The sequence below is a fragment of the Pseudomonas juntendi genome, assembly GCF_021560075.1.
In the GTDB taxonomy this organism is placed as follows: domain Bacteria; phylum Pseudomonadota; class Gammaproteobacteria; order Pseudomonadales; family Pseudomonadaceae; genus Aquipseudomonas; species Aquipseudomonas juntendi.
Genome location: NZ_CP091088.1, coordinates 1,893,148 through 1,916,827 on the forward strand (window position 1 = coordinate 1,893,148; position 23,680 = coordinate 1,916,827).

22 protein-coding genes and 1 pseudogene are annotated in these 23,680 nt (G+C 62.1%); 11 read left to right on the forward strand and 12 right to left on the reverse strand.

Translation table 11 applies throughout. The annotated features are described in order from the left end of the window. Position 1: 1 nt before the first annotated feature. From icmH to tssB, 9 genes are all read right to left on the reverse strand, one after another. Positions 2-793, reverse strand: a complete 792-nt coding sequence (icmH, locus tag L1P09_RS08820; protein WP_235768952.1) for a type IVB secretion system protein IcmH/DotU — start codon at positions 791-793, stop codon at positions 2-4. Positions 794-857: 64 nt separating this feature from the next. Beyond that, positions 858-2,195 carry a type VI secretion system baseplate subunit TssK gene (gene tssK, locus L1P09_RS08825; RefSeq protein ID WP_192439839.1) on the reverse strand — a complete coding sequence of 446 codons (1,338 nt, stop codon included), beginning with the start codon at positions 2,193-2,195 and terminating at the stop codon, positions 858-860. Between the two features lie 52 nt (positions 2,196-2,247). Further along, positions 2,248-3,042, reverse strand: a complete 795-nt coding sequence (gene tssJ, locus L1P09_RS08830) for a type VI secretion system lipoprotein TssJ (protein WP_054905714.1) — start codon at positions 3,040-3,042, stop codon at positions 2,248-2,250. After that, entirely contained in the window at positions 3,039-3,593 is a 555-nt protein-coding gene (locus L1P09_RS08835; RefSeq protein ID WP_054905713.1) for an FHA domain-containing protein, read from the reverse strand. The genes tssJ and L1P09_RS08835 overlap by 4 nt, the downstream gene beginning before the upstream one ends. Next, on the reverse strand, positions 3,590-4,606 hold the full coding sequence (gene tssG / locus L1P09_RS08840) for a type VI secretion system baseplate subunit TssG (RefSeq protein WP_235768725.1): 1,017 nt from the start codon (positions 4,604-4,606) through the stop codon (positions 3,590-3,592). The genes L1P09_RS08835 and tssG overlap by 4 nt, the downstream gene beginning before the upstream one ends. Further along, the gene (tssF, locus tag L1P09_RS08845) at positions 4,570-6,336 is read right to left on the reverse strand and encodes a type VI secretion system baseplate subunit TssF (protein ID WP_054905711.1); all 1,767 of its coding nucleotides are present in this window, start codon (positions 6,334-6,336) and stop codon (positions 4,570-4,572) included. Before tssF ends, tssG begins: the two co-directional genes overlap by 37 nt. A gap of 3 nt (positions 6,337-6,339) precedes the next feature. After that, positions 6,340-6,750, reverse strand: coding sequence for a type VI secretion system baseplate subunit TssE (gene tssE, locus L1P09_RS08850; RefSeq protein WP_054905710.1), 411 nt, complete (start codon positions 6,748-6,750; stop codon positions 6,340-6,342). Then, entirely contained in the window at positions 6,747-8,237 is a 1,491-nt protein-coding gene (tssC, locus tag L1P09_RS08855; protein WP_054905709.1) for a type VI secretion system contractile sheath large subunit, read from the reverse strand. Before tssC ends, tssE begins: the two co-directional genes overlap by 4 nt. A gap of 16 nt (positions 8,238-8,253) precedes the next feature. Beyond that, positions 8,254-8,757 carry a type VI secretion system contractile sheath small subunit gene (gene tssB, locus L1P09_RS08860; RefSeq protein WP_009686347.1) on the reverse strand — a complete coding sequence of 168 codons (504 nt, stop codon included), beginning with the start codon at positions 8,755-8,757 and terminating at the stop codon, positions 8,254-8,256. A gap of 381 nt (positions 8,758-9,138) precedes the next feature. On the opposite strand from tssB, the gene vasI reads away from it, so the two are divergent. The 9 genes from vasI to L1P09_RS08905 all read left to right on the forward strand — a co-directional run bounded on the left by vasI (position 9,139) and on the right by L1P09_RS08905 (position 20,106). Continuing rightward, positions 9,139-9,708 (forward strand): type VI secretion system-associated protein VasI, encoded by a 570-nt coding sequence (gene vasI / locus L1P09_RS08865; RefSeq protein ID WP_225624668.1) that lies wholly within the window; start codon positions 9,139-9,141, stop codon positions 9,706-9,708. Beyond that, positions 9,696-11,147, forward strand: coding sequence for a type VI secretion system protein TssA (gene tssA / locus L1P09_RS08870; protein ID WP_192439840.1), 1,452 nt, complete (start codon positions 9,696-9,698; stop codon positions 11,145-11,147). The genes vasI and tssA overlap by 13 nt, the downstream gene beginning before the upstream one ends. A gap of 8 nt (positions 11,148-11,155) precedes the next feature. Beyond that, positions 11,156-14,743: a type VI secretion system membrane subunit TssM gene (gene tssM, locus L1P09_RS08875; protein WP_235768726.1), complete on the forward strand. Its 3,588-nt coding sequence runs from the start codon at positions 11,156-11,158 to the stop codon at positions 14,741-14,743. A 227-nt stretch (positions 14,744-14,970) separates the two neighbouring features. Further along, entirely contained in the window at positions 14,971-15,549 is a 579-nt protein-coding gene (locus tag L1P09_RS08880; protein ID WP_054905706.1) for a GNAT family N-acetyltransferase, read from the forward strand. Positions 15,550-15,621: 72 nt separating this feature from the next. Next, on the forward strand, positions 15,622-16,344 hold the full coding sequence (locus L1P09_RS08885; protein WP_009686353.1) for a TenA family transcriptional regulator: 723 nt from the start codon (positions 15,622-15,624) through the stop codon (positions 16,342-16,344). 22 nt (positions 16,345-16,366) lie between these two features. After that, positions 16,367-17,596 (forward strand): MFS transporter, encoded by a 1,230-nt coding sequence (locus L1P09_RS08890; RefSeq protein WP_235768727.1) that lies wholly within the window; start codon positions 16,367-16,369, stop codon positions 17,594-17,596. Positions 17,597-17,642: 46 nt separating this feature from the next. After that, complete coding sequence (locus tag L1P09_RS08895; protein ID WP_054905704.1) at positions 17,643-18,893, forward strand: aminotransferase class I/II-fold pyridoxal phosphate-dependent enzyme; 1,251 nt, start codon at positions 17,643-17,645, stop codon at positions 18,891-18,893. Further along, positions 18,886-19,113 carry a hypothetical protein gene (locus L1P09_RS08900; RefSeq protein ID WP_029887440.1) on the forward strand — a complete coding sequence of 76 codons (228 nt, stop codon included), beginning with the start codon at positions 18,886-18,888 and terminating at the stop codon, positions 19,111-19,113. Before L1P09_RS08895 ends, L1P09_RS08900 begins: the two co-directional genes overlap by 8 nt. A gap of 66 nt (positions 19,114-19,179) precedes the next feature. Further along, positions 19,180-20,106 (forward strand): dienelactone hydrolase family protein, encoded by a 927-nt coding sequence (locus tag L1P09_RS08905; protein WP_235768728.1) that lies wholly within the window; start codon positions 19,180-19,182, stop codon positions 20,104-20,106. Positions 20,107-20,108: 2 nt separating this feature from the next. Here L1P09_RS08905 and L1P09_RS08910 read toward each other — a convergent pair whose 3' ends face one another. Beyond that, on the reverse strand, positions 20,109-21,080 hold the full coding sequence (locus L1P09_RS08910) for a GlxA family transcriptional regulator (RefSeq protein WP_235768729.1): 972 nt from the start codon (positions 21,078-21,080) through the stop codon (positions 20,109-20,111). A 208-nt stretch (positions 21,081-21,288) separates the two neighbouring features. On the opposite strand from L1P09_RS08910, the pseudogene L1P09_RS08915 reads away from it, so the two are divergent. Continuing rightward, a pseudogene (locus L1P09_RS08915) lies at positions 21,289-21,603 on the forward strand (ABC transporter permease subunit); the annotation flags it as partial. Continuing rightward, positions 21,590-22,321, forward strand: a complete 732-nt coding sequence (locus L1P09_RS08920) for an amino acid ABC transporter ATP-binding protein (protein WP_009686366.1) — start codon at positions 21,590-21,592, stop codon at positions 22,319-22,321. The pseudogene L1P09_RS08915 and the gene L1P09_RS08920, both read left to right, overlap by 14 nt. Before the next feature lie 57 nt (positions 22,322-22,378). Here L1P09_RS08920 and L1P09_RS08925 read toward each other — a convergent pair whose 3' ends face one another. Next, entirely contained in the window at positions 22,379-22,894 is a 516-nt protein-coding gene (locus tag L1P09_RS08925) for a DUF4880 domain-containing protein (protein ID WP_054905698.1), read from the reverse strand. Between the two features lie 433 nt (positions 22,895-23,327). Further along, positions 23,328-23,639, reverse strand: coding sequence for a DUF6124 family protein (locus L1P09_RS08930; protein ID WP_054905697.1), 312 nt, complete (start codon positions 23,637-23,639; stop codon positions 23,328-23,330). Positions 23,640-23,680 lie beyond the last annotated feature (41 nt).

Sequence of the window (23,680 nt, forward strand, 5' to 3'; positions counted from 1 at the left end):
TTTACTGCTGCAAGATGCCGTTGAGCGACTGCAGCACCTCATTGGTGATCAGGTGCAGGCGGTAGCTGTAGATGCCGTAGGCTGTAGCCATCGCAATGGCGGAAATCACCAAGGGGCTCCACCAGGGCCATTGCCGGTTCATGCGGAAGTTGCGCTGGGCGACGTTGGTGTAGGGGTCGCAGACCGTTGTCGGCGTAGGTCCACGCAGCTCACGGATGATTACGTGGAGTTGGTGAATGAGGGTCTTCATTGTTTCTTCGCCCTTTGGTGCCAATGCATACTTGCCCTTCAGGCCCAGGCACAGGATGAAGTACATGAACTCCAGTACGTCCTGGTACCGCTGGGGTTCTTGCATCAGGCGCGAGATCACGGTGAAGATCTTTTCGCCGCCAAAGGTTTCGCTGTGGTAGATGCTGAGCAGGGGCTCCTGGCTCCAGAGGCTTGCTTGGCCCCAGGGCCTCTCCATCACGGCTTCATCGATGAACAGGCACAGGCCATAGGAATAGGCCAGAAGTTGGGTGGCCTCGTAGCCATGCTGACGCAGCTCTTGCTGAATATTTTCGATCTGGTTGCGCACCTGCCGGTGCACCTGTTCGAGGTTGGGCAGTGTATCGAGCGTGCGGATGCGCATGACCAAGCCGAGCAAAGGGGCGGCGGCGTCCAGCATCACGTTGCTGTAGCCGCCCCGCAGTTGGAAATCCGGATCGGCTGGGTAGCCTTCACCCGCCGGATCGGGTTCTGGCGTGGGTGTCGAGCATCCTGCCCCCTTTGTGCCTGAAGTGTTTTCAAGCATCCAGCGCAGCTGCTCGACTTTCGCAGGTGCGCTGCCATCGCCCGGGTGGTCGTTCGCGTGCATTTCACTCACTCCTGATTGCCCAGAACTGCAACTCGAGCCCGGGGAATTCCCCGGCGATATGAATCCCGAAACCGTTGGCCGTGTTCATGCAGGCCCAGGCCGGGTCGCGGCGGTCGAGCCCGAAATAGCTGAAGCCCGCGTGGAAGGGCAGCTCGCGCGGCGCCACCGGCAGCGGTTGTAGCGCAATACCGGGCAGTTGCTTGTGCACCAGGTCATTCAAGGTTTCCAGGGACGTGACCTTGGCCTTCTGCATGAACAGTTGGCGCAAGGTCGGCGGCGGCATGTCTGCACCCACGGCGAGGATGAAGTCCGCGTTATCGATCAGGCGGCGGTCTTCGAGCGTCGTCGTCATTACCCCGTAATCCAGCGCGTTCAGCGGTAGGGAGACCGCCCGCGGCTGCAGGACCGTACCCAGGGCGCGGCGCAACGTGTCCTGCAGGGGTTTGAACGACGCACGCAATGCGCTGTGCTGGTAAGCGGGGTACTCGGCAGGCAGCCGGCTTTCGTCGGTGAAGGTCACGAACTCGCCGCACGCCTGGCTCATGTGCAGGTACAGCTGCTCAGGGTGTGTCTGCCCCTGCCTGGCCAAGTGCTGGAAGCACGGCCACCAGCGGTTCATGGCTTGCAACAGGTTGAAGTCGCGGATATCGGCGATGCCGGATTGGCCAGCAGCACCGATTCGGCTGGCCAGGTTGCGTGAGCGCTCGCGCAGGGTGTTGGTGATTTCTTCGAGGTAACGCTGCAGTGCGGGCACAGCCCGTACCGAGACGCTGGTCGGGTAGAACCCTTCGTCGAGTTGCAGGCTGCCATCGGGTCGCCGCTCCAGGATACGTGCCAGTGCCAGGCGGGTGTAGGCGCTGCTGTCGTCAGCCTTGCGCTTGAGTTGCAGGTTGGGCACTGCCAGATCGACCTGGGCCAGGTCGCCATCGGCGCTGTGGGTGTCCTTGATTTCCTGGGGCTGAGCGCTGTAGCGGAAATTGGCGGCGTTGTCGGGCCAACTCACCTCTCGACCGCCCTCGGTGCGCAGCGGCAGGCACAGGTAAACCTCGCTGTCCTTTGCGCCGTCGTCGTCGATTTCCAGCGGCGGCGGCGGCGGCAGGTCTGCCGGAATGTCGAACACCGTACCGTCCGGCATGATGCCGCGGGCGCGGGTGATCGCGACCTTGCCCAGGCTCAGGTATTCCTCGTTCAGTTGCAGCTCGCTGAAGCCATAGAAGGCCGCGTTCAGGCTGGCCAGACGTTGGTGCTGGGCTGCTTCAGCGGCGCGGGTAGCCTGCTGGAAATGCTGCGGTTTGACGAACAGGCCTTCAGGCCACAGGACGGGATTACGTGAACTCATGAGCGCTCCGTGTCAGCGTGAGTGAGCGAGAAGGGCAGGGTTGCAGGCGCCATCAGTCTTGCTCCTTGAGCAAAACCTGCGTGTCATTGAGCAACACCGACAGGATGATCTGGTGGCCCCGCGGTGGAATGCGCAGTACCTGGTTCCAGGTGGCATCGTCCTGGTTGCGGTAATCGGCGATCACGGCAACGAAGCGGGTCTCGGGCTCGATGGCGGTAAAGGGAATGAACTTGAACTGCCCAGGGTGCAGCAGGTAATCGTCATCGCGAATGTAGGTACTGCGCAGCGCCTTGGCGGGGTCTTTGTCCAGCAGCTCATAAAGGCTGTTGCGCAGCAATGAGTCGTCGCGCAGTTGCAGGATCTTGATAGCCATGGGCGTAGCCACCGCTTCGGTGGCCGGCGTGGTGCTGCGCGGTAAGCTCAGCACCATGTTCGCGTCTTCGTAGCGGCCGGGTGTGCTGTGCTCGAAGGGCGAGCGAAGCGGGAGATCGGCCTCCTCCTCTGGTAACTCGACAGGCGAGGCGGCCGGGTACTGCTCCTGCAGAAACTCGAACAGGGTGCCGACCTTCTCGGCCAGGGCGTAGGGGTCGCCCGCGCTCAAAGTGACTGCGTAGGGGCTGGGGGCCAGGCTGCTTTCTTGCTCGGCCAGCACGTCCACACTGCTGGGGTTGCTGTTGAGTGTGGGGCTGGCGTTGATGCTGAAAGCAATTTCGGTAGGGTGATCCTTGGGCGGCCCGACGGGTATCGAAGGGTTCAGCGCCACTTGGCCCATTTTGCCCAGGGCGGTGCAGCCCGAGAGCCCGATCAGGGTTGCCAGAAGCCCGGCCACCAGTGAATGACGCGTCATGGGTGTTCTCCTGCAACCAGGCGGTCCAGCGGGTCCTGCGCCGTGGCTTGCGTCACCGCGTCCAGTGCTGCCAAGGGATCGTTGCCCATACCTTGGGCGAATACCGAGCAAATCTCGGCGACCGGGGCCGTTGCGGGCTGGGCAGGCCAACGCTCTGCAGGTGCATCCAGGATGAATTGGTCGAGCACCCGTGAGTCGGGGTTGAATAACGCTTCCAGCGAACGGGCATCCGCTGGCGACAGCTGGACCAACAGCCGATAAGCGCCGACCCGAAGCCGGTCGCCCTCAAGCAGCCGCCTGGCTGACCGCGTGCCCAGGCTGCCCAGGTTGTCGTTCAGGTAGGTGCGCCCGCAGCGGTCGATGACGCAGAAGCTACCTTCCAGCCAGCGGATCTCGCAGTGGATCGGTGCCACGCTCTGTGCACCGTCATTGATCAGCCACGCGGCCCCTACGCTGCCGATGGTGCCGCCTGCGCGATCGAATGTGTGCCGGGCCGTGACGTTGTGCTGCAACTGGTCGAGGTTGGTTATGTTCAAGGTCAATGTGCTCATGAGCGCCCCCGAAAGCGCACCACGGGGCTGATCTGGCCATGGCGGTCATCGGTGAAGCTGGTCCAGCCCAGGTGGGCGCCCTGGCTCGGGTGCAGGCAGAAGGGCGACAGCGCGTTATGCTGCAGCCGCAATTCCAGGTCGTAGGCCAACCCATCGCGCAGCAGGAAGTCGATCAAGGCGCGCAAGCGATTGAAGTTGATGCCGCTGGGCAGCAAGCCACGCAGTTGGGTTTGGTCCAGCTCGCTGATCACGATGGTGAACTTGCTGCTGCGCGTTCGCGTGCGGCTGCCGACCAGGAACGAAGTGCCCAGCTCGCCGTTGCTGCAGCCGAGGCTTACCAGTTGCCGGGTTGTCGTAGGCACCGAGCGGGTCTCGAACTCCCTGATGTGCACCTGTTTCAGGTCGAAGCAGTGGGCGATGATGCCCGCGACGGTGCCCGGTGCGCGGCTGCGGCTGGCGATGACACCGGCGAAGCTGAGCAGTCGGCTCCACGGCAACGGCGTGTCGCCGCGCAGTTGTTTGTCATTCAACCCCAGCAGGGCAAAGATGTACTGGGAGAAGCCATCGCTGGCACCTGGCTGGAAGCGAATGTAGTAGCGGTACTTGCGCCACACGCGGTGCAGCAGGCTGAGCAGGTAGTGGTTGAAGAAGTCGAAAAAGGCCGGCCGCATACCGATACCCTGCGCATGCTCGTAGGCCACCTGCTCCAGGTAGTAGGCAGGCAAGGGTGAGTCAGTGCCATGCAGGCCCATGAAGGTGGCGCACACGCGGTAGCGGTCTTCTGCCCCGGGCATGCGTTCGGCTTTGTACACGTCGGAAACCGGAAACGTCAGCCGTGGGTCACAGGCCAGCCGCACGCGCAGCCGGGTGGCCTGGTCCGGCCAGCGCGGTTCCAGGTCATCCCCATGCAAGCCGTGCAGGCGCTCCAGCAATTGGTAGAAGTTGTACTGGTGTGCCTCGGCGAGCAGCCTGTCGGCTAGATCAGCGGTTGTTTGCCGGTCTGGATGGGCCATGTGTAGTGCTCGTTGTTGGTGATGTTGATCACTTCCAGTTGATGGAAGGAATTGATGCTGGCGTACAGGGCGAAGAAGTGCGCCAGCACGCAGCCGAACAGGTACAGGTCGCCTTCGCACAGGAAGGCGGCCTGGTCCAGCTTCAGCCGTGTGCGTAGCCCGCGAATGGGCTGGCCCTTGATCAGCCAATCCAGAGGCTCGGTCTGAACATCGCGAATGCCTTCCAGGCGCTTGTGGGTCGTGCGTGTCTGCTGCAGGTCGTGCAAGGCCACGAAGTCATAGGCACGAATCACCGCCTTCAGCGGCTCGGCAGACAGCAGCGACAGGTAGTTGAGCGACATGTTGGAAACCAGCGCCCACTGCAACTGGCCATCCAGCACTGGTCGGTAGGGGCGGGTGGGTTTGCAGATGTTGGTGTAGGTGGTCAGCGCCGGCGTGGCTTCGGAAATCACATCGATGTCGTCAACGCCCAGCGCCAGGGGCAGATCGCGGTTGGTGCAGGTCAGGTCGATGGACGCCGTTTCCAGCTCACCGGTGTAAGCGTTGGCATCGGCACGCACGAAGGCGATGCGATGTGTGACGCCCTCGCCGCGCAAGGACTCCTCGAGGGTATAGCGGTAGTACAACGCCGTGCGCCCTTGAGCATGCTCGATCTCATGGGCGAACGATTCGAACGGGCGGAACGTGCGTAGGTGTTCGCCGGTGCTGCCGTCTGTTGTGGTGCGGGTGCTGACCACCTTGTCGACACTGAAAATCTCATACGCATGCCGTTCTTTCCCTCTGGGGGTCAGCTCGGCAGGGGCCTGCCGGTTGGAGAGGTCGATAGGTTCGGCGCTGTAGCTGAACAGGTTGACCGCCGGCGTGCAGAACAGGCGCAAATCCGCCATGCCGATACGCACCGAGGCAGGGAGCTGGCGGGTGAAGTGAAGTTCGATGCCCACCTGCCGAGTCGCTTGATCGGGCCAGACTTTCTGCAGTGCGCTAACGCTGAAGAAGTGGAAGCGCTTCGCGAAAACGAAGTATTCCTGCAGGATCCGATAGCCATCGAAGACGTTCTGCGGATACGGCAGCAGCCCTTCGTTCGCGCTGAAGCCCGGAAAGATGATGCTGCTGGCCGGCAACCGGTGCACTTGGCCATCGATCGTTACCGCGACATGCTTGAGGTATTGAGCAAGCCACAGGTAGAGCGTGCGGGCTGTTTTGTCATCACCGCTCAAGTGGAAATCCAGGCTGTCGCAGCCGAGGGTGTTCAAGGGGCGCTCGACCAGGGTGCGCAGTTCGATGCGTGCTACCGAACTGTCGAGCGTCTGGGTAGCGCTGACCGATTGGATCTCGAACGGGTGGATGTCCACGGCCGTGCACGTACGAAATACACAAGGCACGCCATCCACGGGCCTGGAGAACAACGGTGAGCCCTTGGGAATGCAGTGTGATTGGCTGAGCGCTTGCTTGAGTGGCGTGAACTGGATGATCGTGGCGCTTGGCAGGGGCCGCAAGTAATTGGGCCACAGCAACTGCAGCATGGGGTGCGTCAGCTCTGGCAGGTCATCCTCCAGCTTGAGGCGCAACTTGGCGGTGAGGAAGGCAAAAGCCTCCATCAGCCGTTCGACGTCCGGGTCGCTGCCACCTTTGCCCAGCAGCCGGGCAAGTTGTGGGTTGTCGGTAGCGAAGTCGTTGCCCAGTTCATGCAGGTAACGCAACTCTTCGCTGAATCGATCCTTGAGTGACATCGGTCACCTCACTCGGGTATGGCGGCTATGGCCGTTGACCAGCAGCTCCAGTTGCAGCTGCTCGTGGTGGTTGTTGACCTGCACCTGGCAGTCCAGCCTGAAATGCAGCTCCAGCGGGGCGTGACACGCGGGCATGGCCTTGAGCGCGCGCACGTGCACGCGCGGCTCGAAGCGCTGAATGGTGCGGCGTATGTCGGCACTCACTTGCTTCAACAGGTCGCCACTGCTTGTGGCATGCCCGTTGAAGTCATGCAGGCCCAGTTCAGGGCTGCTTTGTGAGCAGCCCTGACGTGCATTGAGTAGCGTTTCCACGTGGCGCTTGATGGCGGCAATCTTTTCGGCAGCGTTTTCTTGCCGGGAAGGCGTGCGGGTAACAGACGGGTCCGTCACCAAGCGATTGAAAAAACCACTCATTCGGTATCAAGCCGGCCAACCAGCGAGATCTCGAAATTTGCGCCCATGTATTTGAAGTGCGGGCGCACGGCGAGCGAGACCTGGTACCAGCCCGGATCCCCGGCAACGTCCGAAACCACGACCTTCGCGGCCCGCAATGGGCGACGGCTGCGCACATCGGCCGAAGGGTTTTCCTGGTCGGCGACGTACTGCCTGATCCATTTGTTCAGCTCGGACTCAAGATCGCGGCGTTCCTTCCAGCTGCCGATCTGCTCGCGCTGCAGCACCTTGATGTAATGGGCCAGGCGATTGACGATGAACAAGTAGGGCAGTTGCGTGCCCAGCTTGTAGTTGGTTTGGGCCTGCAGGCCTTCCGGCGTCTTGGGGAACTGCTTCGGTTTCTGGACCGAATTGGCCGAGAAGAACGCGGCGTTGTCGCTGTCCTTGCGCATGGTCAAGGCGATGAAGCCTTCTTCGGCCAGCTCGAATTCCTTGCGGTCGGATATCAGCACCTCGGTTGGAATTTTCGCTTGCAGTTGCCCCAGCGCCTCATACAGATGCACGGGCAGGTCCTCGACGGCGCCACCGGACTGCGGGCCAATGATGTTCGGGCACCACCGGTAGCGGGCAAAGCTGTCGTTGATGCAGCTGGCCAGCAGGAAAGCGGAGTTGCCCCACAGGTAGTTGTCGTGTCGCCCGTCGATGTTTTCCTCGTAGTTGAAGGTTTTGATCGGCTGTTCCTGAGGGTGGTAGGCCGAGCGGAGCATGAAACGTGGCCCGGTCAGCGCAACGTGTCGAGCGTCTTCGCTTTCGCGGAAGGCGCGCCACTTGGCATGCCGTGGCCCTGCGAAGATGTCTTTGATCTCCTTCAGGTTGGGCAGCTCTTCAAAGCTGCTCAAATTGAAGAAATCGGGTGCGGGGGCGGCAAGGAAGGGGGCGTGCGCCATGGCACCGACAGACGCCATGTAACTCAACAGTTTGATGTCTGTGGCAGCGGGGCCGAAGTGGTAGTTGCCCAACATGGCCGCTACCGGCTCACCACCGAATTGCCCATAACCTGCGGTGTAAACGTGTTTGTACATACCGCTGCAGGTAATATCGGCCGCATTCTCAAAGTCATCGAGCAGGTCGTCTTTGCTGACATGCAATACTTCAAGCTTGATGTTCTCGCGGAAGTCTGTGCGGTCGACCAGCAGTTTGAGGCTGCGCCATGAAGATTCAAGTTCCTGGAATGCCGGTTGATGGAGGATGGTATCCATCTGCCGGCTGAGCACCCGGTCCAGCTCTGCAATCATCTGATCGACGCGGTGTTTGTTGATGAGTTGATCTGGATCATTGCTTTTGAGTATTTCGGCAATAAAGGCCGATACACCTTGGCGAGCAACTTGATAGCCCTCTTGTGCGGGCACCAGTTTGGTTTCGGCCATGATCTGGTCGAGCAACGTGGCGTTGCTCAATGCTTCGCCCGACCGTTCAGCGGCGAGGGGAGTGCTGGTTGATTTTGCCATGGGACGCTCCGTTGTCTCAGTCTTCTTTTGGCGCCTCAAGCACCAGGTTCAACTCTTCGGCGAGTTGCTTGCGGGCCTGCTCGTTGCTCAGCAGGTGCTGCAGTTGCTTGCGGAACGCGGGCACGTTGCCCAGTGGGCCTTTCAGCGCCACCAGCGCTTCGCGAAGCTCCAGCAGCTTGCTCAGCTCCGGTACCTGGCGGGCGATACCGTCTGGTGCGAAGTCATTGAGCGACCTGAACTGCAGATGAACCGCCAGCTCCGCGTCGGCAGCCGTGGTGAGCATGGAGGGCACCGACATGGCCAGTCTGACGTCGGCGTCATTCAACACATTGTTGAAGGTGTGTTTATCGATGCGCATGACCGTTCGGTCTTCCAGCGCGCGGGCGTCATCCAGGCCGAAATCGCCCATCACCAGCATCTTGTGCGGCAGCTCTACTTCGGCCTGTTCATCACCTGTGGCGGGCACGTATCGGATGTTGATTCGTTCTTTGGGTGCAACCGATCCTGTGGGCTTTGCCATCGCAGAATCTCTCCTTGGTTTGTGTGGGAAGTCCCTGATAGTTGTTCGCGAGTTCTGATTTAGTTTGTAGGAAATTTCCTTCAGACTTGATTACGATATAAACAAGAGCGGGGCAGTCATTGCCTCTTGCGTAAAAACCTTGCGCCTGAAATTGTTATTCAGTCGAGGGTCAAAGTGTAAAAAAATATTTGTTTGTATTTGCGATTTTTTATGAGCTAGTCTCTTGCCACTCGCGGGTAAGAGTGCTCGTGATTGCGTTTAAATATCAGCGGAGCTGGTACAGGGCATATGTACTATCGAGAGGGAATTTAATTGCGATGCCTGGCGAAACATACCTCTGGCGCAGGTCTTTTTCTGATAATCAATTGCATGCCACTGCCAGTGCATGCCGATCAGAATTGCTCGCGCATCGTATCCAACGTTGAGCGCCTGGCCTGTTTCGATCAATCCGCCGGAACACCTGTGCACCGCGTGGCCGCGCAGTGGTCGGCACCGGAGCAGGACTCACCCACGGTGCGTCGGGTGCTGGCCTATGAAACAGGCCGAAATCCCGACGATTTGACGTTCCGGCTCACGCGTGAAGACGAGGGGCTGACGATTTCTGCACCCGCAATCGCTTCGGCTGCACCGCACCCCTACCTGGTAATCAGCTGTTTGCAGAACATCTCGCGGTTGCAACTGATCGCCGCACACCCCGTGGATGCCAGCCGGCTGACGGTGCGCTTGCAGGGGGAGCGTGGCGCCACCGCCGCAACCCCCTGGCAGGTGACGGAGAACGGTCAGGTGCTCGATGCCGGCCGCGGCCTGCCCGGAATCGAACAGATCAGGCAGCTGATCGGGGCCCGGCGCATCCAGGTGCACAGCGAAAACCCTGCCGTTGGCGGGTTGGTCTTCGACGCTCAGGGGCTTGACCGGCTTATCGGCGAGGTGCGCAAGGCATGTCGCTGGTAGCCGAGGTCAATGCACAGGAAATCGCCCGGTTGCTCACAGCCATCGACGCGCAAGCACCGGCCGGCCTGTTCGATGTGGAGGATGAGACCTACCAGGCCATCGACCAGGAAATGGTCAAGCTGGGTGGCCTGCAGGAGGCCACTATCGATTGGGTGTACATCGAGGAAGCGTCGCGCCAGTACCTGGAGCAACAGTGCAAGCATCTGCGCATCGTGGCACACCTGAGTGCCGCATGGCTTCGCAGTGCTTGTTGGGAACGCTGGGCGCTCACGTTGACCTTGCTGGCCGGCATGGTCGAGCGCTACTGGGAGACGGCTTATCCCAAGCCAGGGCCCAAGGGTTACCTGGGTAAGCGCAAGCTGGTTGGCTTGGTGCTCAACCGCTTGAACGAAGCCCTGCCGCGCCTGGACCGTTTCACCTATAGCCCTGCGCATGCGGCCGGGGCGCAACAGGCGCTGCTGCGGCTGCAACAGCTGCAAGCCGTGGCCCTGCTGGACGACGCCATGCTCGATGATATGGCGCGGCTGCTACGCAAGCACTCGGAACGGGCGAGTGGCGCAGGCGAGCCTGCTGCGGCCAGGGCTTCGGCGCCCGTCATCAAGCCCGCGCCACTGGCCGAAGTCATCGCCACACCCATGCCCCGCGTGTCGCTAGGCAACGAGCGTGAATCACGAAGGGCGGTGCTGAGCATGGCTGAGCTGATCAACCAGCAGGACCCCTACGACCCAGCGGGGTATCAGTTGCGTCGCTTCGGCTTGTGGGCTCACATCCAGGCCGCGCCTCAGGCGGGGCAAGGTCACCGCACCGAGCTGATGGCGGTGCCGCTGGAGATCGCCGGCGATTATGAAGAGGCCATTGCCGGCAGCGTATTCGACGCGGCGCTGCTGCAGCGGATCGAAAAAAGCGTGTCGGCTTGCCCCTTCTGGATGCGCGGCAGCTTGCTTGCGGCCACCACCGCCACACGGTTGGCAATGCCTGAGGTGGCCGAAGCCATCCGCGCAGCGACTGCCCGGTTCGTCCAGCGTATCCCCGCCCTGCAGCAGTTGTGCTTCAGCGACGGCACGGCGTTTCTGGACGACCAGTGCATGGCCTGGCTCAAAGGCGCAGGCCAGCAACCGCAAGCTGAAACGGCGCAAGAGTTCGTGGGCCTGCGCGAAGAACTTGTCAGCCAGTTGGAAAGCGGTGGGGTAGAGCCGGTTTTGCTCAGGCTCCAGGCCATGCAGGCAGATATTCGCGCGCCGCGTGAGCGCTGCCACACCACCGTGATCGCGGCCGATCTGCTGGCCGCGCGCGGCGTCTCGTGGCTGGCCCAGGACCTGTGCGCCAGCGTTGCCCGAACCATGCAGCAAACCATGGCCAGTGCCTGGGAGCCGGAGGTGTTCAAACGCCTGCAACAGCATGCCGCGCCTGATGCGTTGGCCGATCAGAACAAGGACTAGGACCCGCCATGAATCAACGATGGACGCTATTGAAACGTTGGCTTTTGCCCCTGGCGACTCGAGTCGGCCTGGCCATGCCTGTGCTGCTTCTGCTGGGCAGCGTGCTGATGCTGGTCGCCATCTGGTGGCTAGGCCCACAGTGGGCATGGCGTGAACAGCATCCGCTTGCCAGCATCGCGCACCGCAGTCTGGCCAGCCTGGTGCTCGTGCTGGTGCCGCTGCTGTGCTGGCTGTTGGTGCTGCGCAGGCGCTACGTGCGCCTTCAGGCAGAGCGCAACGAGGCGGCGGCCGCAGAGCTGGACAGCGTATTGCCGTTGCTTCGGGCCCAGGAAAACGCCTTGGACCAAGGGCTGGCGCGATTGCTCGGCAGTGCGGGAGGGCGGCGTGCCCTGTACCGATTGCCCTGGTACCTGGTGATAGGCGACCAGCATGCGGGCAAGTCCAGTTTCATCGACCGTACGGAGCAAAGCTTTTCCCTGACCCGGATCGACAAGGTGCAGGCGCGGGGTACACAGGTGCAGGCGCTGGCCTTCCCGATAGGCTGGTGGGTCAGCAACGAGGCGGTGATCATCGACCCGCCCGGGGCCTTTATCAGGCAGGACTCGCCGGCAGGCTCGCTCGCCGGGGCGCCAGGTGCCTCGCAGGTGCCACCGGCTGCCCCCGCCAGGCTCTGGCAGCACCTGCTGGGTTGGCTGGTGCACAATCGCAGCCAGCGGGCACTCAATGGCATGGTGCTGGTCGTGGACCTGCCTGCGTTACTGCAGGGTACGCCCGAGCAGCGTGTTGCCTTGGCCCACAGGCTGCGCACGCGGCTGTACGAAGTCAGCAGCCAGTTGGGCTCGCGCCTGCCGTTGTATGTGGTACTGAGCAAATTCGACCTGCTGGACGGCTTCGACCAGCTCTATGGGGGCCTTCCCGTCGACCTGCGGGAAAACATGCTGGGCTTCACCTTCAAGCTGGATACGGTCGGCACCTTCGATGCCTGGCTGCAGGAGTATGGCGATCATTACCAGCAGTTGCTCAATCGGCTGTTCGAGCAGGTGGTGGATCGACTCGATACCTTGGCCAGTGCGCCGCAGCGCGCGCGGCTGTTCTCGTTGCATGCCCAGTTGATCGGCTTGCGCCCGATACTGCTGGGTTTCCTGAAAGAAACGCTGGCGAGTGACCGTTACACCACACCCGCCCTGGTGCGGGGGGTGTACTGGTCTTCGGTCATTCAGCAAGGGGACGTGCTCAACGCCTTCGTGCGCGAGTCAGCCCAGCCCTACAACACAGCGCTTCCGTTGCTGGAGGGCAAGGCGCAAGGCAAAGCGTTTGCCTACTTCATCCAGCATGCGTTCCGGCGTGTCATCTACAAGGAGGCGGGGCTTGCCGGAGACAACATCAAGGTGGCGCGCAGCAAGCGCCGGTTGTTATGGGTCGGCTCGGGTTTAGGCATGCTGGCTTTCTGTGTCGCTATTGCCAGCTGGCAGCGCTTTTTCGACATCAATGGCGCCAAGGCCGCCAACGTGCTCGCCAAAAGCCGGGAGTACAGCCACCACCAGGTGGATCAGCGCCTGGACCCAACCGGGCGCAACCTGCTGGAGCCGCTGGACCAGATCCGCGATGCGGTTTCAGTATTTGGCGACTACCGCGCCGCCTGGCCGGGTGTTTCCGATCTAGGCCTCTACCAGGGGCGTATCATTGGCCCGCGTGTCGATGAGGCTTACCTCAGCTTGCTCTCCAGGCGATTCCTGCCGGCCTTGGCCAGTGGCGTGATCGACGCCATGGATGCCGCTACGCCTGGCAGTGAACGGCAAATGGCTGCCCTGCGGGTTTACCGCATGCTGGAAGACCGCCAGAATCGGCGGCCTGAGTGGGTCGAGACATGGATGGCCCGCCAGTGGCAGCAACAGTTTCCTGGCCAAGGGCAGCTGCAGCGCGACCTCATGCGCCACCTGAAGTACGCCTTGGCCTATGCCGACACCGAGTTGCCGCAGTACCGCCAGCGTATCGCCGTGGTGCAGGCGGCGTTGCGCAAGGTGCCGTTACCGGAGCGGGTATATGCCGGGCTCAAGCAGCAGGCTCAGGAACACCTGCTCACGGGCCTGGATTTGCGTCAGCAGGTCGGCCCCGCGTTCGACGTGGTGTACCAGCGCTCGGCTGGGGCCAGCGGCGAGGATGTGCGACTGGCGCCGATACACACCGCCAAGGGTTTCAAAGAGTACTTCGAGCCCCGCAGCCAAAGCTTCGCCGACATGGCGATGATCGACCAGTGGGCGCTGGGTGAGCGCAGCCAGCTGGAGTACTCGGACGCTGACCGGGTGGTGTTGAGCGAGCGTCTGCGCAACCTGTACAGCGCCGACTACATAAACAGCTGGCGGCGTGCATTGAATGCCGTTTCGGTGGCGGATTTTCACGACCTTGAACACGGCGTAATGGTCCTGCAGCAGCTGACCGGGCCCGCGGCGCCGTGGCATCGGCTGCTGGCTACGGTGAAGGAAAACACTTCGCTGTCATCGGCTGAGGCACCCGACACGGGCAGCGCCAGCGACACGCTCATGCCCAAAGGCAGCGAGCTTGAGCGCCAGCAGGCCTGGGCCATCCAGCGGGCTTTTGCGGGGCTGAACGGGATGCTGCATGCAACGCAAGACAAGCCAAGCTATTACGATGAAGTGCTGGCGGCCATGGTGGCCGTGCACGATTACGCCAAGGCCGTGCAGGGCAGCCCAGACCGGGGCAAGGCCGTCCTGCAAGCGGTGCAGCAGCGCTTTGCGATGACCGGCCCGGACCCGATCGGCACTCTGCAACGGGTGGCCACCGGTTTGCCTGAACCGCTCAATCACCACGCCAGGAAAGTGGCCGATGAAACCGCCCGAGTGCTGCACATCGAAGCCCTGCGCGAGCTGGAGCGGCGCTGGGACACCGAGGTCTACAGCTTCTTCCAGCAGCGCCTTGCCGGGCGTTACCCTTTCGTGGCCAGGGCGCCGGATGCATCGCTGGATGACTTCGAGGCGTTCTTCGGGCCGCAGGGGCGGTTGCAGCGCTTCAGTGATCAATACCTGAAGGCATTCCTGTACGACAACCTCGAGGCGCTGCGCGCCGGCCCGCAAGGGCAGTCGCTGATCCGCAGCGATGTGATCGAGCAGTTGGCGCAGGCCAACCGCATTCGCGAAACCTTCTTCGACCAGCGTGGCAACCTGAGCGTGCAGTTCAGCATCGAGCCGCTGGGGCTCAGCGCTAACCAGCGCACCAGCCTGCTGGACCTTGACGGCCAGCTGATTGCCTACACCCATGGCCCGCGGCAGCTCACCGGCATCATCTGGCCGAACACGCTTGGCCGGCACGTGCGCAGTCACCTGACCCTGCTCAGGCAGAACGGCAGTAGCAGCCGCCTGGAGTACCGCGGCCCCTGGTCGATGTTCCGCTTGCTCAGCCGCGGTTCGCTCAATGGGCGAACCGCAACCAGCGTGGACCTGAGCTTCAGCACCGGTGATGGCGTGATGCGCTACCGGCTCAGCGCTGAAAAAGCGTTCAACCCCATTACCCAGGAACCGTTCAAGGGCTTCCAGTTACCCCGTGGGTTGCTGCAGCAGCCGCTTGAGGCCCGGCTGTAAGGCGGGTTCGCAGGGGCGCAGGGATCGTTTGAAAAATGCCACGGCACCGGGCGGGTGCGCGACCCTGCCCGCCGAGCAGGCGGCGCGGTGCAGCACAGCGTCTGCGCCGCGGTTCCCGGGCAGGTTGAGGGTTGTCACTATCTTTCCGTTTTCTGTCCGATTGCCTGCTTACTCCACGTTACACCTAAACGGTTAAATCCCTGCCTGAACGTACACGGGATTTCACCATGAACACCTCCCTCTCCTTGGCGCCACAAGTTTCCACCGAGGCGCAGTTGCAATGGCTACAACGGGCTGACCGTACTGTTGCACTGGACATCATGACGCTCATCAACAGCACGGTTGAGGATGGCGGGGTGCTGGGCTACGAGCAGGCGATGTCGGTCGACCAGGGTGTCGATTTCGCCGCGGCGTTGCAGGCACGTATCGAGGGCGGGCATACCTACGCTTTGCTCGGCCGTGCACCTGCCGGCGCGGCGTGCCTGGTCATCCTGTCCCGTAGCAGCATGCCCAACTGCCGCCATATCGCTGACCTGAGCAAAGGCGTGGTACACCCAGACTACCGGGGCTCCGGGCTGGTGGCCCGGGCCTTCGCGGAAATCGTGCGGCTGTGCCAGGCGAAGGGTATCGAACTGCTGACCTTGGACGTACGCGAAGGCACCCGTGCCCACCGCCTATGGCAACGTTTCGGGTTTCAGACCTACGGCGTGCTCGACGACTACGCGCGGGTCAACGGTGTGAAGCACCGCGGCCACTACATGGCCCAGTCAGTACAAAGCCTGGCCCAGCGACTCAACCTGAGCTGAAGCGCCCTCAATCCTTCGCCTGCGGCCATCGCCGCCAAGGGCCCCCTTTTCCATCATTCAAGGAACGCCACCATGGCCTTGTCGACTGCAGCCTTTCGCGATCAGCTGGAACAGAAACTGCACCACCACCTGACGCTGTCTCACCCGATCTTCGAAGCCCTGCTTTCACCTGAAGGCAACAAGCCGCTGCTGCGCAAGGTCGCGTTGCAAGGTTACCAACTCACCAAGTACTTCCTGACTTATGTCGAGCACCTGTTCTTCCATTGCCCGCTGCCTGCCCACAAGCGCGCGCTGATCACCAACTGCTTCGAGGAGGAGACCGGGCGGCTCTCGCGTACCGATAACCATGTGGTGCTCATGCAGAATTTCTTGCGTGCACTGGGCATCAGCGATGCCGAGCGTGATGCCGAGCAACCGCTGCCGGCCACCTGGGAGCTGATCGACTACCGCCTGCAGGCGGTACGTGACCCGGCGCGTTACCACGTGGGGGCTGCCGCGGTGATGATCGCCAGCGAGGGGCAAAACCTCGAGACCGTTGCCGGTGATGCACGTCACGTGCTGCTCGGCCGGGCGTACGGCCTGACCGAGCACGACTTGCTGTTCTTCTCCGTGCACCAGAAGGAAGACGTTGGCCACGTCAACGAAGGCCTGGATCTGGTTTCGCAGCTGTGCACCACGGCCCAGATGCAACAAGAGGCGTTGCAAGCGGTAGATCACACCTGCCAGCTGTTCTACGCGATGTACGAAAACATGTACCAGGTGTATTGCCGGGCTCCCCAGGCCGAAGCGGTGTAATACCCCGCGCAGAGGATTGGCCATGAAACAGAAATTCAGCTCAACCCTGATCGTCTCGGTGCTGGTAGTCGGCTTCGTGGTGATGTTCCTGTCCAGCGCCCTGAAAGGGCTGTACCAAGTGTACTTCGTCGACCTGGCCACGCACTTTGGTGGCGGGCGTGCAGCCTTGGCCACGGCAGGTTCTTTGTTCGTGCTGACCATTGGCCTGGTGTCGCCGGTGGTGGGTTGGCTGAGCGACCGGGTTGGGCCGCTGAGCACGGTTGCCCCGGGCAGCGTAAGTGCAGGGGTGGTGCTGCTGGGGGTGACCTTGGTCGGCAGCCAGCTGATGCTGTTCACCCTGTTGTATGGCCTGCTGGGTGCCTTCGCCCTTGCCGCGATGACCTACGTACCCATGGGCATTCTGGTCGATCGCCTGGTCGCAGAGCGTTTCAAGGCCTTCGCCTTCGCTTTCGTGACCAATGGCACGTCGATCGGCTTCATCGTGCTGTCGCCGCTGTGGATCATGCTGCAGCAGCGCGTGGGCTGGCAGCCGGTGTTCTCCTGGGTCGGCCTGATCTTCCTGGTGCCGTTGAGCCTGGCGCTGTACTGGGTGGCGCGCACCGTTGCGCTCAAGCCCGACCCGCAGGCGGCGCTGGTCAAGCACTCGGTCGCGTTTCTGTGGCGTGATTCGCGGTTCTTCGTATTGGCCCTCAGCTTCGCCAGCTGTGGGGCCACCATGGCGTTCATCGACGTGCACCTGGTGTCGTTCTGGCAGGGCGAGGGGCTGCCTAGCTCGGTACAGGCCAGCGGCCTGAGCTTGCTGGGTGTGCTGGAACTGGTCAGTGGCCTGATGGCTGGGTGGCTGGCTACCCGTTACAACAAAGGGCTGCTGCTGATGATGTTCTACCTGCTGCGTACGGCGGCGGTGATCGTCCTGCTGACCACACCTGGGCCGCTGGGTACCTACCTGTTTGCGGTGCTGTTCGGTGCCAGTTACCTGGGTACGGTGGTGCTCACGTCAGCATTCTGCTTTGCCCTGTATGGCGCCGAAATCAAAGGCAAGGTGTTTGGCCTGCTGTTCCTTGTACACCAGCTGGGTGCGTTGCTGGCCACACAGCTCGGCGCCCTGGATTTCGACCGGCATCAAAGCTACCAGTTGACCCTGGTTGGCCTGGCGACGGCCACCGTGATGGCTGCACTGGCTTCCCTGTGGCTGGTTTCGGCACGCGTGGCCGCAGAAGCCTCGGCCCCGCCAGTGGCTGAAGCGGAATAGCCCCCGATCAACTGCGCATTGTTCAATGCAAACAAGGAGATGCACCATGCAATCGTCTGCGATTGGCCTGGACGGCTTTGACGCAACTTCGGCGCTGCACAGCAATCGGGTCAGCGATTTGTCCGATGTTTTCTGCGAGCCATTGGCCATGACGTCTGCTTATACCTTTGCGTCGGCGCAAGAGGCTGCAGAACGTTTCAGCGGGCAACAGCAGGGTAATGTGTACAGCCGCTTCACCAACCCCACGGTGCAAGCCTTCGAAGGCCGCGTGGCGGCGCTCGAACAAGCCGAAGATGCGGTGGCGTTCGCTTCCGGGATGGGCGCGTTCACCGCGCTGTGCCATGGGTTCCTGCAGCAGGGTGACAACATTGTCTGCAGCCGCGATGTGTTCGGTACCACCGCCAGTGCCTTCAGCGTTTACATGGCGCGGTTCGGCATCGAGGCGCGGTTCGTCGACCTTACCGACCTGGGCCAGTGGCAGCAGGCGATCGACGACAAGACCCGCCTGGTGGTGCTGGAATCCCCCTCCAATCCGCTGCTGAAAATTGGTGACATCCGTGCCATCAGCCTTCTGGCGCACGCCAAGGATGCGCTGGTCGTGGTGGACAACACCCTGTTGACGCCGGTGCTCCAGCGCCCGCACAGCCTGGGTGCGGACTTGGTCATCCATTCGGCGGGCAAGTACATGGACGGCCAGGGGCGTGCGCTGGCCGGTGTAGTGACCGGTTCCAAGAGCCTGATGCAGGTGTTGAGGGGCGTGTTGCGCACGTTGGGTATTTCCTGCAGCCCGTTCAATGCCTGGTTGTTGCTGAAAAGCCTGGAAACCCTCGAAATCCGCATGCTGCGGGTGCAACAGGGCGCCCTGGAGCTGGCCCAGTGGCTTGGCGAACAACCCCTGGTGAGCGCTGTGCATTACACCGGCCTGGCGCAACACCCTCAGCATGCCTTGGCGTGCAGGCAACAGGATGGCCATGGCGGCTTGCTGAGTTTCGAGATCTTCGGCGGCCAGGCAGCGGCCTGGCAATGGATCGATCAACTGCAGTGCGTGGCGCGCTGCACCAATATTGGTGATACCCGCAGCATGGTCACGCACCCGGCCAGCACCACCCATGGCCGCCTGGATGCGCAAGCGCGGCGCCACGCCGGCATTTCCGACGGGTTGATCAGGCTGTGCGTCGGCCTGGAGCGGGTGAGCGATATCAAGGCCGACCTGCAACAGGCCTTCGATGCCGTGGCCTTCCAACCCGCGGTACAGGCAGCGTCGGGCCGCCCCCGCAGTGTGGTCGCCAATGGCTGAACTGCTCGCTTCCGGGTTCTCCATTGGGGTGTTTGCCGTGGGCATGCAATTGCTCGCTCTGGTCGCGGTGTATGGCGCGTGCACCGCCCGGCAAGTGCGCGGTTATGCCGTGGCGTTCGGCTTGGGGTGCTGTGTGCTGATCGCAATGGTGGTGCTGGACCCGTTGGCGCTTGGCCGCTGGCCCATCGAGGGTGTGGCAGCGATGGCGATGTGCGGCTGAGACGGGCGTCCGTTCTTTGTGAAACAGCAGCAATAAAAGCCCTTTGGGGCGTTCAGGAGTCGTTAAATGTATAAAAAATTGGCCATCAGCCTGTTATTGGGGTGTGCGCTGCCGTTGGCAGCGGCCCAGGCTGAGGTTGCATCCGACGCTGGCGAGACTGTGGCCAGCGTCAGCAAGCGGCTCGTTTCGTTCTACAGCCAGCCCCTGCCTTCTGCCGGCAAACTGAAACCGATCAGGGTGCCAGCGGTGCTCTCCATGCCGGCCAACCAGGCCGGGCCAGCACCGGCTGTGGTGCTATTGCACGGCTCGGCGGGGATGGACTCACGCGGGCCGTTGCACGCGGCCGACCTCAATGCCCGCGGCATCGCCACGCTGGAACTGGACATGTGGGGCGCGCGCCGGCTGGCTGGCGGCGCACAGGGGCGGCCGCCCCGGGTTCACGATACCTTGCCGGACCTGGCGGGCGCCTTGTCTTATCTGGCCAATCAGCCAGGGGTCGATAGCGAGCGGGTAGGGGTGCTCGGGTTTTCATGGGGTGGCGCCCAGGCCATGCTCGCCGCGTCTGCGTCCATCGACGATGAGTTGCAACAGGCCTCTGGGGTGCGCCCCGTAGCCTTGGCAGCGTTCTATCCCGTGTGCTGGGGATACAACCGTGTGCCAGGCTATGACTTGAAGCACCTGGCGCCGGCCCGCCTGCTGGTGCTGGTCGGTGAAAAGGACCAGTACGATGATGACCCCAAGGCTTGCACCAAACTGGTTGCAAGCCTGCCAGCCGAAGACCAGGCACGGGCAAAGGTGCTGGTCTACCCCGGTGCCGAGCATGGCTTCAATGGCCTGGAAGCCGCGCAGGAATACAAGGACCCGTTCCTGCACCGTGGCCAGGGCGGCTTGGGGCGTTCGGCACCGGACCCAACAGCCCGGGAGGCGTCGCGCAAGGCTGTGGTAGCGTTTTTCACAGACAGTTTCGCCACGCCCACCGTCAGTGGTCGCTGATACTAGGTGTTGTCCTGGGTGATCACGCTGCGAAACTGCAGCGGCGGTTGCGGCATTTCCCGCCGCCAGGCCAGGCGAAAGGCATGGCTGCTGCCGTAACCGCAACGTTCGGCGATTTGTTCCACATTCAGGCGGCTGCCGCGTAACAGGTCACGGGCCAGGTCGATGCGTTGGGCGCGCAGGTAGTCCTGCAGGGTTTGCCCCGTGTTCTCGCGAAACAGGCGTGCCAGGTGCCGGTAGCTGACATTGAACTGGCTGGCCAGTTGTTCGAAGCTGAAACTGCTGCCCAGGTGCGTGTCGATATAGTCCTGGGCCGCGTGTACCAGCGGGTGGATGTGGTTGCGTGCCAGGTCGGCCGCGCGCAGTTGCGCATCTTCGCCAGCACGGCGACGGTAGATCACCAGTTCCTGGGCCACCTGGTTGGCCACGGCTTTGCCGAAGTGCAGCGACACGATATGCAAGGCCAGGTCGGTACCGCTGGACACGCCCGCCGAGGTGAACACACCGTCGTCCTCCACGAAAAGGCGATTTTCCAGCACCTTGGCTTTTGGGTAGCGTGCCTGCAGCAAGCCGACATAGCGGTGATGGGTGGTGCATTCACGGCCGTTCAGCAGCCCGGCTTCGCCCAGCAGGAACGCGCCGGTGCAGATGGAACACAGTTGCACGTCTGGGGTTTGCCCCATCACGTTCGCCAGCCACTGCGCGGTTGCGGCCATGGTCGCAGCGTCGCTGGGGCTGGTAGACAGCTTGTTGCCGACCACGAACAGCATATCTTCGGGCGAAAGCTGTTCGGGCAGGGGATGCAAGCCGCTCAAGGTCACACCTTGATAGCTGCTCATCTGTTGTCTGGCTGCGATGCAACGGACGCTGACCGGCGCCAACCGGAGCTCTTCCAGGCTGGCCATGATCTGCAGCGGCCCGCCGAGGTCCAGAATGTGTGTGCCCGGGAGTAACAAGAACCAAATGGTGCGCATGACGGTATTCCTATGATGTTCAAGCGCCTGACGTAAAGCGGCACCTCAGCAAAATAGCGTCAAAAGGCCATGCAGTGAAAGCCTGCCCTGATCGGATGCAGACACTAGGGAAACGCTGTAAATAGCCGCTATTAATTCCCCATTCGCAACAATTGCTTCGATATTTGCATTTGATTGATTTATATGGCCCTGTCACGCTCTCGAGCTGCCACGTGGCCAGTGGGAAGCCTCCGGCAGCCTGGCCATGACCCGGCTGGAGCAAATGCGTTACGTGATCCTGCCCCAGGCGCTGCGGATTGCCGTGGCACCTACCGTCGGTTTCTCGGTGCAGGTGGTCAAAGGCACGGCGGTCACTTCGATCATCGGCTTCACCGAGCTGACCAAGACCGGCGGCATGCTCGCCAACGCCACCTTCGAGCCCTTCCTGATCTACGGCTTGGTGGCCGTGGGTTATTTCATGCTCTGCTACCCGCTCTCGCTGAGCGCCCGTTACCTGGAAAGGAGGCTGCATGCCCCTGCTTAGAGTGTCCGCGTTGCACAAGTACTATGGCGACAACCACGTGCTCAAGGGCGTAGACCTGAGCATCGAAGAGGGTGAGGTGGTCGCCATCATCGGCCGTAGCGGTTCCGGCAAAAGTACCTTCCTGCGTACGCTCAACGGCCTGGAGTCGATCAGTGACGGCGTGATCGAAGTGGATGGCGAGTACCTGGATGCCGCGCGCGCCGACCTGCGCACGCTGCGGCAGAAAGTCGGCATGGTGTTCCAGCAGTTCAACCTGTTCCCGCACCTGACGGTGGGCGAGAACGTCATGCTCGCGCCGCAGGTGGTGAAGAAGACGAGCAAGGCCCAGGCCCGCCAACTGGCTGAGCAAATGCTGGCCAGGGTTGGCCTGGGCGACAAGTTCGACGCCTACCCGGACCGCCTCTCTGGCGGGCAGCAGCAACGGGTGGCTATCGCCCGCGCCCTGGCGATGTCGCCCAAGGTTTTGCTGTGCGACGAGATCACCTCGGCGCTCGACCCGGAACTGGTCAACGAAGTGCTCGGCGTTGTGCGGCAATTGGCCAAGGAAGGCATGACCTTGATCATGGTGACCCATGAAATGCGCTTTGCCCGGGAAGTGGGTGACAAGCTGGTGTTCATGCACCACGGCAAGGTTCACGAAACCGGTCACCCACGTGATGTATTCGCCGCGCCGCGTACGGCGGAGCTGGCGAATTTCATTGGCAGCGTAATGGGCTGAGGGGGCAGGCTTCAGAGGGGCTGCGGCGGCGGGCCTGAAGTGAACCGGCAGCGGGCATCAGCTGCACCACGCCCACACCAGTAACGCCGCCAGGCCAGCCCCGACCGCTACCGAGCAGCCGCCTAGCGACAGCGCCGCCCGGCCTTGCCGGTACCAACCATCCTGGCCAAGCTGGCGCGCCGGCGCCAGCAGGCTGCGCCAGCGTAATTCCGTTTGGTGAAACGCCTGTAAGTTCGCGGCATCTGCGTCCAGCCAGCGGCGGAAGTCGATGCGCTCGCATGCGGTCACCTGGGGGCTCTGCAAGCGCACGTACCATTGGCTGGCCACGCTTGCCAGCACGTCCCGGCGCGGGCGCCCGGCCATCAGGGCCTGGTCCATGTTGCGTTCGACAGTGGCCAGTGGCAGGTCAAGGCGGGTGGCAATGCTGGCGAAGTCCAGCTGGTCGAGGCGGCTCAGCAGCATCACTTGCTGCACCCGGCGTGGCAGCCGCTTCAGCGCGTGCAGCAGGGCATTGTCGGCATCAGGCTCATTGACCGCGGTGGGGTGTTCGAGGGGCAGCAGCAGACGGGTCATGACCGGCTCCTTGCGCTACAAAGGGGAAGGGGTGGGGGTATCTTCCGTGATGCGTTTTCAGCGTAGGCGAAACGAGATTGATTCTCAAGTGCTGATTGCGCAAAGTTTTGTAATGAGCGTTCACGCCCTGAAACACATTTGCTACCATGCGCGCCATCACGATCTTCATTAGCCTGAAGAGCCAAAAAAAAGACCCGGCAAAAAGCCGGGTCAAAAACCGTGATTAGCCTGATGAGGAGATAATCTGAAAGCGACCTAAGCTTTCAGGTTATCCAGCAGATCTCGCGATCAGCTGAGTGCAATAATAATCGTTATCATTTGCCAGTCAAATGAATTTTCATCATTCCGGTAAAAAAGTTTTACCGGTGCGCTTCCTTGTCCCGGCAATCGGGGCCTTTGCCGTTACGCGGCCATCACGTGCTCTCCCTTCCGTTTACAAACCCCGGTCTTCATGTTGCTTGTGCTCCAGCAGCGCGCGTGCCATGTCCATCATGTGCATCAGCGCGAAGGTCAGCTCGCGCTGGCTGCCGTGCTGGTGCGTGGCGGTTTCCTGAGCGGTGGCCGCAGCGCAGCGCAGCAGGGCGATGGCGTGTTCCTGGGCCTGCTCGCTGGTCACGCCTTCGTGCAGGGTCCAGATCTTGTTGTCCAGCGTCGGGCGTGGCGGGTTGGGGTTGAGGTAGTAGTCGAGGGCGCGGCGGGCGGCTTCGCTGTCGAGATCTGTTTCGTCGTTTTTCGGTAGTTTCATCCTGATACCTGCTAATGCCAGTAAGGAAAGGGATCAGGCCG

Excerpts from the sequence above, each read along its gene's own strand:
- icmH (WP_235768952.1), bottom strand. The coding sequence starts at position 793 with ATGCTTGAAAACACTTCAGGCACAAAGGGGGCAGGATGCTCGACACCC.
- tssK (WP_192439839.1), bottom strand. The coding sequence starts at position 2,195 with ATGAGTTCACGTAATCCCGTCCTGTGGCCTGAAGGCCTGTTCGTCAAA.
- tssJ (WP_054905714.1), bottom strand. The coding sequence starts at position 3,042 with ATGACGCGTCATTCACTGGTGGCCGGGCTTCTGGCAACCCTGATCGGG.
- L1P09_RS08835 (WP_054905713.1), bottom strand. The coding sequence starts at position 3,593 with ATGAGCACATTGACCTTGAACATAACCAACCTCGACCAGTTGCAGCAC.
- tssG (WP_235768725.1), bottom strand. The coding sequence starts at position 4,606 with ATGGCCCATCCAGACCGGCAAACAACCGCTGATCTAGCCGACAGGCTG.
- tssF (WP_054905711.1), bottom strand. The coding sequence starts at position 6,336 with ATGTCACTCAAGGATCGATTCAGCGAAGAGTTGCGTTACCTGCATGAA.
- tssE (WP_054905710.1), bottom strand. The coding sequence starts at position 6,750 with ATGAGTGGTTTTTTCAATCGCTTGGTGACGGACCCGTCTGTTACCCGC.
- tssC (WP_054905709.1), bottom strand. The coding sequence starts at position 8,237 with ATGGCAAAATCAACCAGCACTCCCCTCGCCGCTGAACGGTCGGGCGAA.
- tssB (WP_009686347.1), bottom strand. The coding sequence starts at position 8,757 with ATGGCAAAGCCCACAGGATCGGTTGCACCCAAAGAACGAATCAACATC.
- tssA (WP_192439840.1), top strand. The coding sequence starts at position 9,696 with ATGTCGCTGGTAGCCGAGGTCAATGCACAGGAAATCGCCCGGTTGCTC.
- tssM (WP_235768726.1), top strand. The coding sequence starts at position 11,156 with ATGAATCAACGATGGACGCTATTGAAACGTTGGCTTTTGCCCCTGGCG.
- L1P09_RS08880 (WP_054905706.1), top strand. The coding sequence starts at position 14,971 with ATGAACACCTCCCTCTCCTTGGCGCCACAAGTTTCCACCGAGGCGCAG.
- L1P09_RS08885 (WP_009686353.1), top strand. The coding sequence starts at position 15,622 with ATGGCCTTGTCGACTGCAGCCTTTCGCGATCAGCTGGAACAGAAACTG.
- L1P09_RS08890 (WP_235768727.1), top strand. The coding sequence starts at position 16,367 with ATGAAACAGAAATTCAGCTCAACCCTGATCGTCTCGGTGCTGGTAGTC.
- L1P09_RS08895 (WP_054905704.1), top strand. The coding sequence starts at position 17,643 with ATGCAATCGTCTGCGATTGGCCTGGACGGCTTTGACGCAACTTCGGCG.
- L1P09_RS08900 (WP_029887440.1), top strand. The coding sequence starts at position 18,886 with ATGGCTGAACTGCTCGCTTCCGGGTTCTCCATTGGGGTGTTTGCCGTG.
- L1P09_RS08905 (WP_235768728.1), top strand. The coding sequence starts at position 19,180 with ATGTATAAAAAATTGGCCATCAGCCTGTTATTGGGGTGTGCGCTGCCG.
- L1P09_RS08910 (WP_235768729.1), bottom strand. The coding sequence starts at position 21,080 with ATGCGCACCATTTGGTTCTTGTTACTCCCGGGCACACACATTCTGGAC.
- L1P09_RS08920 (WP_009686366.1), top strand. The coding sequence starts at position 21,590 with ATGCCCCTGCTTAGAGTGTCCGCGTTGCACAAGTACTATGGCGACAAC.
- L1P09_RS08925 (WP_054905698.1), bottom strand. The coding sequence starts at position 22,894 with ATGACCCGTCTGCTGCTGCCCCTCGAACACCCCACCGCGGTCAATGAG.
- L1P09_RS08930 (WP_054905697.1), bottom strand. The coding sequence starts at position 23,639 with ATGAAACTACCGAAAAACGACGAAACAGATCTCGACAGCGAAGCCGCC.